This is a genomic window from Paraburkholderia sp. PGU19 (assembly GCF_013426915.1).
GTDB lineage: Bacteria > Pseudomonadota > Gammaproteobacteria > Burkholderiales > Burkholderiaceae > Paraburkholderia.
In genome coordinates this window covers 2,511,956-2,527,657 of record NZ_AP023180.1, presented here as the reverse complement: position 1 = coordinate 2,527,657, position 15,702 = coordinate 2,511,956, and the positions used below count along the sequence as shown (strand labels likewise).

The following is a 15,702-nucleotide window of genomic DNA, read 5'->3' as shown; positions in this document are numbered from 1 at the left end:
ACTGCTCGACACGTGCCGTCCTTCACCCTTTCAAACACCCCATTCCGTTTCCAGCCGGGTCGCCAGCTTGTGCCTGATTTTCCGCGCGAAGCTCTGACGCAGGTCGCCATCAAGACGTTCATGCAAGTCATGCGTCGTGATCGCACAGGTTGCCACAGGCGTTTTTCGCGCCGCGCCGGCCAGCTGCTGCAACGCCGGCCCCGCACCGCGGCCGCCCAGACAGCAGAACAGCGCGACGTGCCGGATCTGCTCGCCGTGTTCCGCGAGCCATGCCAACGCGGGAGCCGAAGCGTGACTCGCCCACACAGGAGAACCCACCACGACCATTTCATAGCACGACGGATCATGCATCGCAGGCGTGATCCTGACCCGACGCCGGCACAGCGCGTCGATCAGCGAACGCAGGTAGCCGCGCGACCCGGCGCGCGACACGTTCGCACCCTGCTCACAGATAGGCTCGATATCGGCGCCCAGTTCCGCCGCCAGCATCTCCGCGATTCGACGCGTCGTGCCGGTGCGCGAGTAGTACACCACGAGTATCGTGCTGCGAGGTTCTGACACGTTGGTCTCCATGGGTCGTGGCGGTGATCGGCGATAACGGCAACGCCGGATTCACTCCATGTGCATGCCGCCGTTTATCGCGAGATTGGCGCCCGTCATGAACGCCGCTTCATCGGAGCAGAGAAACGCCACGAGTGCTGCGATCTCTTCCGGGCGTCCGAGCCGCCCAACGGGTATCTGCGGCAGAATCTTTGATTCCATGATGTCGTGAGGAACGGCCTGAACCATCGCCGTTGCCAGATAACCCGGCGACACGGTGTTCACGGTGATGCCGCGCTTCGCGACTTCCAGCGCCAACGACTTCGTGAAGCCATGCACGCCAGACTTCGCAGCCGAATAATTAACCTGTCCGAACGCGCCCCGCGAACCATTCACCGAACTGACGTTGATGATACGTCCATAGCCGCGCTCGATCATCCCTGGCAGAAACTGCTTGGACATGTTGAACAGTCCATCGAGATCGGTGCGCAGCACGGCATCCCAATCCGCTTTGGTCATGCGGGCGAACGTCATATCGCGTGTGATGCCGGCGTTGTTGATCAGGATATCCACCTTCTTCAATTCATCGAGTACGCGCTTCGCGCAGCGTTCGCACGAATCGAAATCGCTGACATCGGCTTCGTACGCGTGAAAGTGACGACCCTGATCACGTTCCTTCATCAGCCACGTCGCCACGTGATCGTTGCGTGTCGAGTACGACATGGCCACGGTGATGCCGGCATCGTGCAACGCCCTGCTGATCGCCGCCCCAAGCCCGCCCATGCCGCCCGTGACAAAAGCCACACGTCCTTTTTCCATGTCAGGCTCCCGCTCCAGCGGCCTGACGTGCAGGCGATTGAGTGACACGCTCATCATGCGAAGGCGCAGCGCCACGCATGATCGCGTCCTGATAGGCGCGCGACCACGCACTCAAGCTGGCGATCGGCGCCTCGACGCCGGGAAGTTTCTGCAACGGGGTTTCCCGCTTCATGATCCATGCTCCACAGTCGGTGAATCGCAAAAGCTCTTTTAGCTAATCTAGTCGCGCATCACCGGTACGGATTGACCTGAATCAAGCCGCCTTCCCGCACCATGCCGAAAACATCGGCCGCCTTACATCACGCGAGATGGGCCGAATCGTGCCGCACGACCAACACCGGCCGTTGCGTAGCACGCAGGAGCGACTCGGCGACACTGCCAAGCAAAAGCCGCCGCGTACCACGCCTTCCATGCGTGCCAATCACGATGACGTCGGCATCACATTCGTCGGCGGCCCGCGCCAGTACTGCGGAAACGTTCTCATCGTATGCGTCGATCGCCCGCACCGTTCCGCGCACGCCGGCTTCGCGCAAGACTTGCTCCGCCCCTTCCAATATCTGGCCGGCAATGCTCGCAGCGATGCGGGTTTCAGGTTCGAGTGCGTATACCGTGTCGCCTTCCGCCGGCCACTTGCCCCTATCCACGACGGACAGCACCTCCACGACCCCGTGCGACAGTTGTGCCAGCCGCACGGCCTCTCCTAGCGCGCGCTGCGCGCAGGCGCTGTCGTCGAGTGCGACGACGATTCGTTCATACATGGTCAACCTCCGTCCAGTTTGTCGTCGCCCGTCAAGGCGATGAGTGAAGGTAATTGACAGTGTGGTTCAACGCGCTCAATTGAAATTGACTCACGTCAACGGCTGCCCGGACGGCAGGCGCGCATGCTGACGTTTTCTCAGGCCACCTCACAAAAGAATGCGCGAGCAGCGAACTGGTCAGCGCCGTCACGGCTTTCCGACCGCGAGTACGAAATATTCCACCGTATCGTCGCCGGTCAAAGCATCACCGGGATTGCGAATGAACTCCGCCTGAGCGTCAAGACTGTCAGCACTCACAAGACCCACATACTCGAGAAGATGGAAATGCCCAGCGAAAACGCCCTCGTACGCTATGCGATCCGCCACAAGCTCAGCGACGACGAGGACGATCTCTAAAAGGTGAGCACTTGCAACACGTCGATTGATCTGCCTCAAATGCTCCGCCACGTTGCGTGCCACGATGAATGAAAGTCCATCAAGGATTGAAAGGAACATTCCCATGAGCGCGCCCGTGTCCACGTCTGCGTGGCAGATCGACGAGCACCTGTTCGACGCCCTCGCGCCGATGAAGGAACAGATCCGCTTCGCACTGCAATATGCCGTGCTTGCCCCTTCGAATCACAACGCGCAACCCTGGCGATTCATTGTCGATGAGGACACCGTCCAGCTCTGTGCCGACCGCACACGCGCGTTGCCCGTCGTCGATCCATTCGATCGCGAGATGCTCATCAGTTGTGGCGCGGCGTTATTCAATTTGCGCGTCGCGCTGAGTCATTTCGGACTCGCCTATTCGATTAGCGTGTTCCCATCGGACTTTGATCCCGATATCGTCGCGCGCATCAAGGTCACCACTAAAGGGGCCCGCGACGCTTCCCTGGCGAATCTGTTCAGTGCGGTAGCGAAACGCGTGACGACCCGTGCTCCCTTCGCCAATGAATCCATCGCCGAGTCCTTCAAGAACGAGATGATGGCCGCATGCGACGCGGAAGGCGCCATTGCAATCTGCGTAGACGAGGAGTCTTCCCGCCAGTCCATCGCATCGCTGATCGCGGAAGCCGACAGAATACAGTTTGCCGATCCGCGCTTTCGTCGCGAACTCGCAAGCTGGATTCATCCGCGCCGGCTCGCCGACGGCATGCCGGCGTACGGAACGGCCGTCGGCGGTCTGCTCGATTTTGCAATGCCGCTAATGGCGTCAGTGGTTCGCGTATTCGACGTCGGTGCCGGGACACCCGCCACGCATCAACGGCTCGTCGAAGGCTCCCCCCTTCTCGTAGGTATTGCCACGATGCGTGACGACAGCGAGGCGTGGCTGGCTGCAGGGCAGGCACTTCAACGTATGTTGCTTGTTGCAGCGTCCAAAGGGTTGACGGCGTCGTATCTGAATCAGCCCATCGAAGTCGCCACGTTGCGCGAACAGCTCAAGGTCCTGTTGAAGGTCGATGCCGTGCCGCAGTTGCTGCTGCGCGTTGGCCGTGGCCCACATGCGGAGCATTCGCCGCGGCGAGCTTTGTCGGATGTCGTCGACTGACGTCGCTGAATTGTCCTTCGGTGATCGAAACAGAAAAAATCCTGGATAAACAAAAGGAGTTCTTGCCGTGATTCATGCACGTCCCCTCATATACTTTGCGTGCGCGTCGAGCATTGTCGTCGCCGGTGTGAGTCCAGTCTGGGCACAATCGAATGAACCGGGCGAACTGGTCGATCAGCATCACTGTATGTTCTGTCACACATCCGATGCGCCTTTTCTTGCACCGTCGTTTCATCAGATTGCCGACCGTTACCGCAACGTACCGAACGCGACACAGATGCTCGAAATCAAGCTCAGAAAGGGTGGGCGTGCGCATTGGGGCGATACCGCCATGCCGCTGCCGCCGGAACGCGGCGGGCCAATTTCAGCCGAGGATGCCCATCAGTTGATTCAATGGGTGATGACGCAATAGCGGCCAGGTAAACTGACTTTTGCCAATGGTGGTCTCGTTCCCCGATCGGGAGTCGGGCGAGCGTTCACGTCAAGGCGCCGACCGTGCAAGTTCACGTTCGTCGTGCCACTTCTTGCCGCTGCGAGCGACGGTCCCGTTTGCCGGACTAGCGATTCAGGACGCCTGCTGCATGTCGTTATCAATGGGCAGCATCTGCCCTGAGATCGACTTGCCTGCGTCCGATGCAAGGAAGACCGCCATCGCCGCGATATCCCGCGGATCGACGAAGCGTTGCAACGACTGGATCGACATTGCGTCCCGTCGCTCGTCGTCCACGGACCGCCCGCTCACCTGCGCGCGTCCCGCCAGAACTCTCTCGATACGCTCACCCTCCACAGCACCGGGCAGGATTGCATTGACACGCACGCCGGACTCGCCGAGTTCGCGCGAAAGCGTTTTCGTGAAACCAATCAAGCCCCACTTGCTGACGGAATACGCGCTTCGATTCGGATAACCGAAACGACCCGCCACCGACGACATTACGATGATCGACCCCGCAAGCGACTGCTTGATATAAGGGATCGCGAGCCGGGTGACGTTGAAGGTGCCATTCAGGTTGATCTGCATGACGGCATCCCAGGCATCGGGATCGTAGTTCTCAACCGGTGATGTCGGTCCCGAGATACCCGCGTTGTTGACCAGTACATCCAGTCCGCCCAGAACTCGAACGGCTTCCGGCACTACGCGTTCGATATCGGCACGACTGGCCATGTCACAGACAGCAGTGTCGATGTTCGGCGATTCCGCGGCGAGCGCCGACAATCCACTCGCGTCGACGTCGATCACGAACACTTTTGCACCGTTGTTCGCGAAAGCACGAACGATTTCCCGACCGATGCCTGACGCACCTGCCGTCACAAGAACTTTCTGCACGCTCAAATTCCACCTCCGTTACGTTTCGCTAATACGCTACGTTCTCAACTGATTCGCAGGCAGCGCGGACAAATTCAGGCACAGGGACGGCCTTCAATCGTCCATCGTCCTGCTTGACGCACAAGGCGCGCGTCGCCTGCCCTTCGCAGATCAGCGTATCGTTGCGCATGATCCGATGGCTCTGGATAAAGACTTTGCCGCGCCATTCCTCGATTCGTGTATGCACCACCAGACTTTCGCCGTAGGTTGCCGAGGTGTGAAAACGCGTATGAACTTCGAGCAACGGCGCGCCGATGCAATGCGGCAGCGTTTGCATCTCCCGCCATGGCGGCAGGCCACACTGTATAAAATAATCGTGCGACGCTGCGTCCATCCAGCGCGAGAAGTTCGGGAAGAAAACAATTCCGGCCGGGTCACAATCGCCGAATTGCACGTCGATACGATAGACAGTTTCTTTACTCACGGGTCCATGCTCCTGCTTTCAGTTCAGCCATTGTGCGCGGGTCGCCTGCGCAACACTGTCGATGCGGCGACAGTTCGCATCGAAGCCGTTCAACTCCCTTTGGAGTGACGATATGACGAGGCAAAAGCGGACGGTCACGGTGTCGCTCACCCTCGACGAACTGCTCGCGCAGTCGTCGTGGTTCGGCGAGCTGGACGAAGCCGCAAAGTCCCGCGTGCGCGCTGAAGCATCCGAGCGCGCGGTCTCAGCCGGTCAGGTTCTTGGACATCATGGCGAGCGTCAACATGTCTGGTTCGGCGTGCTCGAAGGGCTGATCAAATGGTCGATCACGGCCCGCGACGGACAAACGGTGACGCTGGGTGGCCAGTCTGTCGGCAGCTGGTTCGGAGAAGGCACGCTGATTCGCAACCTGCCGCGCGAGTCGGATCTCATCGCGTTACGCGATAGCCGCGTCGCGCAGATTCCGCGCGCCACCTTCGAATGGCTTCGCGAACACCATCCGTCGTTCAACGATTTTCTGCTGTTGCGGGTCAACGAGCGGCTGCACTGGTTCATGGGCGCCGTCGCGGCGTACGGCCTGCTCGATACGGATAGCCTTGTCGCCAGAGCGCTCGTCGGCATGGTGCATCCGCTGTCCAATCCGAGCGGTGCGGCGCATCTGCAACTGTCCCAGGAAGAACTCGCCAACCTCGCCGGCGTCTCGCGGCAGACGTGCAACAAGGCGATGACCCGCTTCAAGAACGCGGGTCTGGTACGCACCGAATACGGCGGCATCGTCGTGCTGGATCTGCCGGGGCTTCAGGATCTGGGCCGGTAGCGCCGCGTCCATGACGACTTGGTGTTTACGCTGTCCGCGACTGTCGCGCCATCGACAGTCGTGCAGGCAGTCGCCCGAAATAATGCGTGTCATACAAGGTCAGGAGACACGCAATGATTCGCGCCCGTTCGTTATCGTCCACAGCCGCGCTCGTCGGGAATTCGTCAGACGAGATGGTAGAAGACGCCGTCTTCCGGAAAATAAGCTGGCGCGTCATGCCGCTCATCCTCGTCGCTTACGTCTGCGCGTTCCTCGACCGGATCAACATCGGCTATGCGCAGCTGCAGATGAAACACGATCTGGCGTTTTCCGATGCAGTGTATGGACTCGGCGCGGGCATTTTCTTCGTGACGTATCTGCTGTTCGAGGTGCCCAGCAATCTGCTGCTCGAAAAGATCGGTGCGCGGCTGACTTTCCTGAGAATCATGGTGCTGTGGGGCATGGCCTCCGCGGCGACCGCGTTCGTCTCGGCGCCCTGGCAGTTCTACGCGATCAGGCTATTGCTCGGCGTCTTCGAAGCCGGCTTCTTCCCCGGAATCATTCTGTATCTGACGTACTGGTATCCGAGCCAGCGCCGCGGCCGTGTCACGGGTCTGTTCCTCTTCGGCATGCCGATTACGGGCGTGCTGGGTGGCCCGCTGTCGGGCGCCATCATGAGCGGCATGGAAGGATTGGGCGGCATGCACGGCTGGCAATGGCTGTTCCTCGTCGAAGGGCTGCCGACTGTTCTGCTGGGATTCGTGCTGTATCGCATGCTTCCGGACGGTCCGGCCCGTGCGTCCTGGCTGAACAGCGCCGAGAAGTCGATGGTGCAGAAAGTTCTCGCTGCCGACCATCGTGGTGAGGCGAAGGCCGGACATCATGGACGCCTCGCCGCGGCGCTGGCGGACCCGAAGACGTACGTGCTTGCGTTCATCTACTTCTGCTGCGCCTGCGCCGTCTACACGCTGACCTTCTGGCTGCCGACCATGATCAAAGGCCTCGGCATCGCCCCGATCGCGACGATTGGCTGGTACACGGCAGTGCCCTATATCTTCGGCGCGCTGGGCGTGCTCATCATCAGCCGCAGTTCGGACCGCTTCAAGGAGCGCCGCTGGCATGTGGGTGGAACGTTGGCACTTGGTGCAATTGCACTGGCGTCGACTTCGTATCTCGGTACTGCTGTCGTTCCCGTCATGGTCATGCTCTGCGCTGCATCGTTTTTTATCTTTGGCGGTGGCTCGCTGTTCTGGTCGATTCCGCCGACGTATCTGGACCGTAACGCTGCCGCAGCGGGCATCGCGGTGATCAGTTCACTGGGCATCCTCGGCGGCTTTGTCAGCCCGACGCTGATCGGCATGATCAAGGGCGCGACAGGCAGCATTCAAATGGGACTTCTGGCGTTGACGGCACTCGTCATCTGCGGCGGACTCACGATTCTCCTCGGCCTGCCCAAAAGCGCGCTTCGAGTCGGCCCAGGCGAAAGCGCCAGCGCGCACTAACGAACATTCAGACCATTTTTCTCTGGAGAGCATCAACATGAGCAAGCCCAAAGTCATCGTGACCGTTGCCCCGACGGGCGGCATGGCCAGCAAGAAAATGAATCCCGCCCTGCCGACGCAGCCGCAGGAGATCGCAGACGACACGTATCGCTGCTACAACGCGGGCGCCAGTGTGGTTGCCGTGCACGCACGACGTCCCGACGACGAGGCCACCTGCGATCCCGCCATCTACAGCCAGATCAACCGCCTGATCCGGGACAAGTGCGACATCATTCTCAACAACTCGACGGGTGGCGGCATCAATGGCGACATGGTTCGCGAACTCGACAACGGCCTGTGGGAAATCCAGTGGGAAGAGCGTCTGAGGGGCATGGAAGGCGATGACGTCGAGATGTGCACGCTCGACGCGCAGACGGTGATCGCGAGTTTCGGCGGCAAGGAAATCCTGGTGGCAACGCCGCCTTCGCGAATCCGGCAGATCGCGGAGATGATGAAAGCGCGCGGCATCAAGCCCGAATGGGAAGTGTTCGGCCTTGCCGACATCGTTCAGGACGTTCAGCGCGCGATCAACGAGGGCCTCGACGACGCGCCGCACTTTATCAATATCGTTATCGGCGCCAATGCGTTCCAGGGCGCGCTGCCCTACACGCCGCGGCTGTTGCAGACGATGGTCGACCACCTGCCCCGCAACACCGTTTTCAACGTCAGCGCCATTGGCGCGGCGCAGTTGCCTGCCGCGATGAACTCGCTGCTGCTTGGCGGACATGTGCGCGTCGGACTCGAAGACAACCTGTACTACAGGCAGGGCGAACTCGCGACCAACGTCCAGCTGGTCGAGCGGCTGGTTCGCCTCGTGCGCGAAATGGGTTACGAGCCGGCAACGCCGTCGGAGGCGCGCGAAATCATCGGCCTGCGGCCGCTGCGCGAAGCGATCCAGGCTGTCGGCATGGAGGCTTAGGCAATGACGAAGCGACCCACCACCATCGCGATTGTCGGCACGGGTGTGATTGGCGCCGGCTGGGCGACGCACTTCCTCGCTCATGGTTTCGCCGTCACGGCAACGGACCCCGGCGAAGGAGCCGAATCGCGCCTGCGCAACTGGGTCGACGATAACTGGCCGGCCGTCGAGCGGCTGGGACTGGCGGAGGGCGCCTCGCGCGACAATCTGACGTTCACGACGGACCTGGGCGCGGCGGTGCGCGATGCCGGTTTCATTCAGGAAAGCAGCCCCGAGCGTCTGGACGTCAAGCAGGCACTGATCGCGAAGATCGAATCGGCGGCGAAGGCGGAGACCATCATCGCTTCGTCGTCTTCGGGTCTTTCGATCAGCGAGATGCAGGCTGGCGCGAAACACCCGGAACGGATTGTGTTGGGACATCCATTCAACCCGTCCCACATCATTCCTTTAGTGGAGGTCTGCGGGGGTAGCCTCACATCACCCGACAACATCGCGAAGACGATGGCGTTCTACGCGTCGACGGGCAAGAAGGTCATCCGAGTCAACAAGGAGATCAAAGGTCATATCGCCAACCGGCTTCAGGCCGCGATATGGCAGGAGGCGATTAGTCTGGTGGAGCGCGGGATCGCTTCCGTGGAAGACATCGACGCGGCGATCTCCCATGGTCCTGGCCTTCGATGGGCGCTGCTGGGTCCGTTTCTCAATCTCCACGCTTCTGGTGGCGCTGGTGGGATTACGCATGTGCTGCAGCATCTGGGTGCGGCACAGCGCGAGTGGGCCAGAGACTTGGGTAAGTATCCCGAGACGGATGATTACATCGAGTCAATTGCGGCAGGCGTTAGTGCGGAACTGGAGTCGTACGATTTTCCGGAAATGCTTCGACAGCGCGATGAACTGCTGATTCAGTTGCTGGAGGCCAAGCGGAATCGTGCTGAGCTTCCGTAGAGCGCGGTGCCGAGTTTTCCTTCGAGGAGTGAGCGCATTGGCATCCCGTCCAGCTTGACCTGCACAGACGGATCGAACAGGAGCAAGCCCGGGAAGTTCAGGGACGCGAGCCATAACGCGCTGGCGAACGCGCCGTTTTCCGGGGACTAGAAGCAGATGTGGCGAGCAGGCCGTTCACTTCGAACCGGTTGACCAGCCGCTTCCGAAGTTAAAGCCGACCTTCAAACGACCGGCAAGCGGTATATCCGAGGGGCCGAATCTGGCCAACTGTACTCATTCACAGAAGCCGCCCGAAGGCTGCCGTTGAAGATTTCAACGGCAGCTCTACCGCACCTTCCTTGCACTGGTGCTCTCGGCCACTTTCTGCCATAGAGACAAGACTCGTGACCGTCGGCTTTCGAGCGGACAACGGTCATGATGCCAGACACTCGTTGCCTCCCCTGTGCACTCATCGATTCAGTGCAAGGTCGCCTCGGCAATGCCTGCCAGCGCACAGAACGCGACGACGGCGAGCGGTGGAATCTTCCAGCGTGTCAGCAAGAAAAAACCGATGGCTGCGATGGCAAAGTCGAGCTCCGAGAGAACCGCGCTGGTCCAGACTGGCGAGTACAGCGCGGTGGCCAGCAGTCCAACGACCGCCGCGTTCACCCCCGCAAGCAGTGCAGCCATCGACGGGTGAGCGCGCAGCGCTTGCCAGTAAGGTAGCGCCGCAAGCACGAGCAGCAGACCCGGCAAAAAAATGCCCACCGTGGCGAGCAACGCGCCGGTCCAGTGATTCGGCGCTTCCGTCATCATCCATCCGAGAAATGCAGCGAACGTGAATAAGGGGCCCGGGACGGCCTGTGCGGCACCGTAGCCTGCGAGAAAATCGTTCGACGAGACCAGGCCGGCCTCAACGGTTTGCTGCTGAAGAAGCGGTAGCACGACGTGACCGCCGCCGAAGACAAGCGCGCCCGAGCGATAGAACGCATTGAAGAGTTCGAGTGCGTGGCCCGTGTGGAGTCGGACCAGCGCGGGAAGCCCGAACAGCAAGACACAGAAGAGGATCAACGCGACGGCACCCACCGTGCGGGATACACGGATTGGGTGCGCGTGTCGTGGTAAGCGACTGGCGTCTGACGATGTCGTCGTCTGGCAAAACGCGAGTCCGAGCACAGCGCCGAGGGCGATAACGATGAGTTGCGCATAGACGGTCGTCAGAATGCTGAGCACCCCGATGGCGATGAGCGCGATGGCAGCACGACGTTGATCCGGACACAGTCGCCGCGCCATATCCCAAACTGCTTGAGCGACGACAGCGACAGCGACGAGCTTCAGGCCATGGATCAAGCCGCCACCGACCAGGCCGCCAATACTTGGGGCGATGGCAGCAAAGCCGAGCAACAACAGGACTGAAGGCAGTGTGAATCCGCACCACGCCGCGAGTCCCCCAAGCCACCCCGCTCGCAAGAGACCGATCGAGTACCCCACCTGGCTGCTGGCCGGTCCCGGAAGGAACTGACAGAGCCCGACCAGATCCGTGAAGGTTTCGTCATCAAGCCAGCGGCGCCTCTCAACGAATTCCCGGCGAAAGTATCCCAGATGGGCAATGGGACCGCCGAAGCACGTCAGCCCCAATTTGAGGAAAACCGCGAGAACCTCCGGTGCGGAACCCTCCCGAGTCGAGTGCGCAGAGGTGATACCTGTTTCCATGATTGCCGGTTTTCCAGATTGAGAAGATCAGCACGCCCGCATGAAGATCTCGGTCATCTATCGTTGTTCGGGGGTCGACAGCATCGGGGGGTTTAATTATGACTCGATCCGGTCTCACCATGCAGTGCGGTGAATGGTCAATGCTGCGCCATTCGCACCTGGTCTCGGATGTCATTATCCGTCTATGGGGACGGCTCGGGTTTTTAGGCGCTACCCTGTGCGCTCGCCGTGACCGTCTCATGCTGCCCAACAGGCGGGCGTTCGCGGATGTTTCGTGACTGTCTCGAACGGGTCAGGTGACGTCCTCAGGGATGCGAGAAGCTGCCATTCGAAGTGACAGGTCGTGCAACGCCCGCTGCGGAACCTGTAGCGCCCCTTGGCCGGCGATCCGCACAACCGCAAAGGCCGAAATGCGCGCATTGGACATCGGACAGGTCACGCAGTGAACAAGCCGTTTGGGTGACGGCTCGATGCGGTGGGCAAGCGCCAACCGTTGCCCGCCCTCACCTGCCGAAATATCGCGCTGCAGCGCTGCCGCTGGCGATTCACCGGTCCGATTCCCGCCCACTGCCCGTTCGCGACTCCGGATAGTCTGGGCACAGCCGTCGCGGACGGGTAACTCAGGCGGAACGCCTTATGCAGCAATGGTCTCAGCGATGTCGCAGTTCGCTGAATTGAGTTGAAGAATGACGGATCACCGGATGAGGAGTCCAATCACCTCGACTGGAACCAAACCTAACCTCATGATTTTCAAGGAATAGTCTCGCGCCGGTCAAGTTCGGGATTATCACGGTTTTACAAGGGTTTCCGGGCGGTCCGCCTGGATTATGGGCGAGATTTGGGCACACCGTTGACTGCATGTCTGTACCACGCTTCAAGGTCCAGAGCCCGCTGTACCGGGTTTGAAGCCAGGTACCAAAGCCCTTCTGGCGGGCCTTCCCCTCTGTTTGCGGCGTAGCCGCGTCATGACGCACAACGGCCGATCGTGGACCGAACCATTGCGGTCATTGGGTCGATCGCCGGCCAAAGGTCGCCATAGATTGCTCTGCGGTCGTTGGACGACCTGTCACTTCGAATGTCAACTTTCGCTCTGCTAGAGGACGGCACCCGACCCTGAGCGGCCGGCCGTCATCTTGCGACCCGTGCGGCGCGTCCCGGATTTACATCGGACATTCGCGGGATGAGATCGTTGATGCTTGAAGTTGGTATAGCGACATTCACGCAGCCGGCCTGTCGGTTCAATTCCCCATGCGGCTCATGCCCCGAGCGAATCCGCCGTAATCGGCAGCTCAACCCATACGATTGAGATTTATTCTACGACGGCCCGCGCATCGGCAACACAGACCATCCATCCGTCCTGCGACGCATCGCTTGATGTGCGGGCCAGTGGCCGACTGAGCGTGCTCCTGTGTTGACGTACAGGGACGCCGGAGACCTCATCGGGCGAAGCAGGATTGCCTGTCCGCCGATCGTACCGACATGAGGCAATACCGCCGTGGCGCGAGTCGTTTAAGCCGCTGTTTTGCGGGAGGGTTTCTTGCCGGTACCGACGGTCTTTTCGCGGCTGACAAGCAGCGAAAACGCGATAGTGAAGTAGTCCTCGAGTGGTTCGCGGCTGCTGGCAATCTTCATGCGTACGACGGCGCCTTCCCAACTGTTGATCAGGAAGCGCGCGGTGCCGACCGGGTCGAGACCGGCGACGATGCTGCCGTCCTCCTGCCCCTCACGGATAGCGTTGGCGACCGCTTCGGTCCAGCGCGCGAGCGAGTCAGCCAGATGAGCGCGGATCAGCGGTGTGTGGTCGGAGCTTTCGGCGGCGAAGTTGCCGATCAGGCAGCCCTTGCTGTAGCCAAAGGCGGCGTAGCGCGACGCCATGAATTCGAAATGGCCGCGTAGGCGGGCGACCGGCGGCGTGCTGCTATCGGCCAGCATTTCGCGCCTGGTACCTTGCGCGTAGAGCGCCAGCACCTCGACGGCAAGAACTTCCTTGGTCTTGAAATAGTTGTAGAAGGAGCCTTTCGGAACGCCGCCCTTGTCGACGATATCCTGGATGCTGCAGCCGTTGAAACCCAGGTCATGGAAGCAGCTTGCTGCCGCATCGACAATTTTGTCGCGCACTTTCGACGCCATCAATGGACCCCGGACCGTCAACTGAAATCACCCAGTATAGCGGGGCGGCAGTGCTTGGCTGTGAGCGCCGGCCTCGTGAACCACGACGAGGGCTTCGTTCAGATCAGCAGTTTCGTGAACACCAGCCGCTTGAATCGTTCGACGGGCGCCGACGTGCGACGCGCCTTGGCCAGCAGGAAGGCACCCTGCAGCGATGCTACGAAATACGCCGCAAAGTCATCGCAATCGGTCGACGCCGGCAGGTCGCCATGCGTTACCGCCACACGCAGACAATACGTCACCGCGACCTGGACCTCATCGAAAATTTCCACCAGACGATGGCGAATCGCTTCGCTGTGGTCGCTCGCTTCAGCCGAGAAATTGCCGTACAGGCAGCCGTAGCGCATCTCGTCCCGCGACAATCGCGCGAGATTGGCGTCGATATAGGCACCGAGCCGTTGCAGCGGCGGCAGCGCGTCGTTGAGCAGCGTGTCGCGGATCACCTGGCGATTGTCCTCGAAATACAAATCGAGAACCTCAAGGCCAAAGGCTTCCTTCGACGTGAAGTGATTTGTGAACGACCCCTGTGGCACACCCGCGGCGCTGACGATATCACGCACGCTGGCGCCCATGTAGCCGCGCTCGTGGACCACGCGCAGACCTTCGGTCAGGAGTTTGTCCCGGTTCGATGATTTGGTGACCATGTTCTCAGTCTACTACGAACGTACATATTAGAGTACGCGAGGCTGTGGGCTGGTGCAACAAGTTTTGGCTGGAGCGCGTTGCGCAGGCGGAGCGTCAGACGCGTCGAACTCCGCGTTCGGGTCGCGGCAGCCGCATGCTCTCCGATGTCGGGCATGCCCTCGGAGCCTCGCGGCGTCAACGTTGGGCCATCGAATTATGTTTTCGGGAAACTCGAATAATCTCCGAGCGCCTTGATTTGACGTAGTTCCCCCTGCTTTGACATCGCTATCGCCAAGCCGGTACCGCAAAAAATCGTTTGACCGGGTTAGTGCGAGCGCACAAACTACGACCGTACATATTATTCGACGAGCACTTTCCTGGCGGATCCGATTCCTGCCAACGGTCTTTCGACACGGGGCATGGCAAGCGCCTCGGAGTTTCGTCCTTTTCGGAAAACGCGACATGAACACGATACGCAAACACCTGTTCTCACCCATCAAGCTCGGCAAGATCGATCTGTCGCACCGCGTGGTGATGGCGCCACTGACGCGCCTTCGCGCCGAGCAACCGACCGATATCCCCAGCGATCTGATGGCCGAGATGTACGGCCAGCGTGCGTCCATGGGTGGCCTGATCGTCTCCGAGGCAACACCGGTATCTATCGTCGGCCGCGGCTATCTTGGCGCACCGGGTATCTATGCCGACGAACACATCGCCGGCTGGAAGAAGGTGACCGACGCGGTGCACGCCAAGGGAGGCCGCATCGTCCTGCAACTGTGGCACGTGGGGCGCCAATCGCACGTCGAGATGACCGGCGGCGTGCCGCCCGTCGCGCCGTCGGTGGTGCCGTTCGAGCAGGTCGTCGTCACCAGGGACGGCTGGGTGCCGGTGTCACAACACCGCGCACTCAACATTGAAGAAATCCCCGGCATCATTGAGGAATACCGCCGCGGCGCCGAACGCGCGCGGGCCGCTGGTTTCGACGGTGTCGAAATTCACGGCGCAAACGGCTATCTGCTCGACCAGTTCCTGCAGGACGGCAGCAACAAGCGCACTGACGCCTATGGCGGATCGATCGAAAACCGCGCCCGTCTGCTGCTCGAAGTGACCGAGGCGGTCATCTCGGTGTGGGGGGCGGGCCGTGTCGGCGTACGCGTCGGCCCGAGCGGCAGGTGGGCGTCCATGTCCGATAGCGATCCGGAAGCGTTGTTCGGCTACGTGGCCGAACAGCTGAATCGCTTCGATCTCGCCTATTTGCATGTGATCGAGCCGCGCATCGAAGGCGTCGAAGCGCCGGTGCCCGAAAAGCCGCCCGTTGCGGCCGCCCAATTGCGCAAGCGCTTCAACGGTGCGGTTATCGCCGCCGGCGGTTTTGAACCCGATGGCGCGGAGCAGATCATCGCGCAAGGCAACGCAGATCTCGTCGCATTCGGCCGCCATTTCGCCGCCAATCCCGATCTACCGGAACGTATCCGTGCCGGTGCCGCGCTGAATCCCTATGACCGCGACACCTTCTGGGGCGGCGACCACCGCGGCTACACCGACTACCCGACGCTTGAACAAGAGGCGGCGGCATAACCT

At 60.8% G+C, this 15,702-nt stretch carries 16 protein-coding genes and 1 pseudogene; 8 read left to right on the top strand and 9 right to left on the bottom strand.

The features are described from left to right. Positions 1–30 precede the first annotated feature (30 nt). From H1204_RS28985 to H1204_RS28970, 4 genes are all read right to left on the bottom strand, one after another. Complete coding sequence (locus tag H1204_RS28985; protein WP_180731890.1) at positions 31–561, bottom strand: flavodoxin; 531 nt, start codon at positions 559–561, stop codon at positions 31–33. Between the two features lie 51 nt (positions 562–612). Beyond that, positions 613–1,359, bottom strand: a complete 747-nt coding sequence (locus tag H1204_RS28980) for a beta-ketoacyl-ACP reductase (RefSeq protein ID WP_180731889.1) — start codon at positions 1,357–1,359, stop codon at positions 613–615. 1 nt (position 1,360) lies between these two features. After that, positions 1,361–1,531, bottom strand: a complete 171-nt coding sequence (locus tag H1204_RS28975; RefSeq protein WP_180731888.1) for a hypothetical protein — start codon at positions 1,529–1,531, stop codon at positions 1,361–1,363. A gap of 127 nt (positions 1,532–1,658) precedes the next feature. Next, on the bottom strand, positions 1,659–2,117 hold the full coding sequence (locus H1204_RS28970; protein WP_180731887.1) for a universal stress protein: 459 nt from the start codon (positions 2,115–2,117) through the stop codon (positions 1,659–1,661). Positions 2,118–2,306: 189 nt separating this feature from the next. Here H1204_RS28970 and H1204_RS28965 point away from each other — a divergent pair. The 3 genes and pseudogenes from H1204_RS28965 to H1204_RS28955 all read left to right on the top strand — a co-directional run. Beyond that, positions 2,307–2,513 (top strand): annotated as a pseudogene (locus H1204_RS28965) (LuxR C-terminal-related transcriptional regulator); the annotation flags it as partial. 103 nt (positions 2,514–2,616) lie between these two features. After that, on the top strand, positions 2,617–3,648 hold the full coding sequence (locus tag H1204_RS28960; RefSeq protein ID WP_180731885.1) for a nitroreductase family protein: 1,032 nt from the start codon (positions 2,617–2,619) through the stop codon (positions 3,646–3,648). Positions 3,649–3,760: 112 nt separating this feature from the next. Then, positions 3,761–4,060 (top strand): cytochrome C, encoded by a 300-nt coding sequence (locus H1204_RS28955; protein ID WP_243468798.1) that lies wholly within the window; start codon positions 3,761–3,763, stop codon positions 4,058–4,060. Between the two features lie 153 nt (positions 4,061–4,213). Here H1204_RS28955 and H1204_RS28950 read toward each other — a convergent pair whose 3' ends face one another. Continuing rightward, positions 4,214–4,972, bottom strand: coding sequence for an SDR family oxidoreductase (locus H1204_RS28950; protein WP_243468695.1), 759 nt, complete (start codon positions 4,970–4,972; stop codon positions 4,214–4,216). 28 nt (positions 4,973–5,000) lie between these two features. Next, positions 5,001–5,435 (bottom strand): thioesterase family protein, encoded by a 435-nt coding sequence (locus H1204_RS28945; RefSeq protein WP_180731883.1) that lies wholly within the window; start codon positions 5,433–5,435, stop codon positions 5,001–5,003. A gap of 112 nt (positions 5,436–5,547) precedes the next feature. Between H1204_RS28945 and H1204_RS28940 the strand changes: the two genes are divergently transcribed. The 4 genes from H1204_RS28940 (at position 5,548) to H1204_RS28925 (ending at position 9,636) form a co-directional block, all read left to right on the top strand. Next, on the top strand, positions 5,548–6,252 hold the full coding sequence (locus tag H1204_RS28940) for a Crp/Fnr family transcriptional regulator (RefSeq protein ID WP_180731882.1): 705 nt from the start codon (positions 5,548–5,550) through the stop codon (positions 6,250–6,252). 215 nt (positions 6,253–6,467) lie between these two features. Beyond that, positions 6,468–7,733 carry an MFS transporter gene (locus H1204_RS28935; protein WP_243468694.1) on the top strand — a complete coding sequence of 422 codons (1,266 nt, stop codon included), beginning with the start codon at positions 6,468–6,470 and terminating at the stop codon, positions 7,731–7,733. A gap of 37 nt (positions 7,734–7,770) precedes the next feature. Then, positions 7,771–8,691, top strand: a complete 921-nt coding sequence (locus H1204_RS28930) for a 3-keto-5-aminohexanoate cleavage protein (RefSeq protein WP_180731880.1) — start codon at positions 7,771–7,773, stop codon at positions 8,689–8,691. Between the two features lie 3 nt (positions 8,692–8,694). Then, complete coding sequence (locus H1204_RS28925; protein WP_180731879.1) at positions 8,695–9,636, top strand: 3-hydroxyacyl-CoA dehydrogenase NAD-binding domain-containing protein; 942 nt, start codon at positions 8,695–8,697, stop codon at positions 9,634–9,636. 456 nt (positions 9,637–10,092) lie between these two features. On the opposite strand, the gene chrA is transcribed toward H1204_RS28925, so the two are convergent. The 3 genes from chrA to H1204_RS28910 form a co-directional block, all read right to left on the bottom strand. Beyond that, positions 10,093–11,328 (bottom strand): chromate efflux transporter, encoded by a 1,236-nt coding sequence (gene chrA, locus H1204_RS28920; protein ID WP_180731878.1) that lies wholly within the window; start codon positions 11,326–11,328, stop codon positions 10,093–10,095. Positions 11,329–12,837: 1,509 nt separating this feature from the next. Next, positions 12,838–13,446 carry a TetR/AcrR family transcriptional regulator gene (locus H1204_RS28915; RefSeq protein ID WP_198001227.1) on the bottom strand — a complete coding sequence of 203 codons (609 nt, stop codon included), beginning with the start codon at positions 13,444–13,446 and terminating at the stop codon, positions 12,838–12,840. A 110-nt stretch (positions 13,447–13,556) separates the two neighbouring features. Then, the gene (locus H1204_RS28910; protein ID WP_180731876.1) at positions 13,557–14,141 is read right to left on the bottom strand and encodes a TetR/AcrR family transcriptional regulator; all 585 of its coding nucleotides are present in this window, start codon (positions 14,139–14,141) and stop codon (positions 13,557–13,559) included. A gap of 442 nt (positions 14,142–14,583) precedes the next feature. On the opposite strand from H1204_RS28910, the gene H1204_RS28905 reads away from it, so the two are divergent. Next, complete coding sequence (locus H1204_RS28905; RefSeq protein WP_180731875.1) at positions 14,584–15,699, top strand: alkene reductase; 1,116 nt, start codon at positions 14,584–14,586, stop codon at positions 15,697–15,699. Positions 15,700–15,702: the final 3 nt, after the last annotated feature.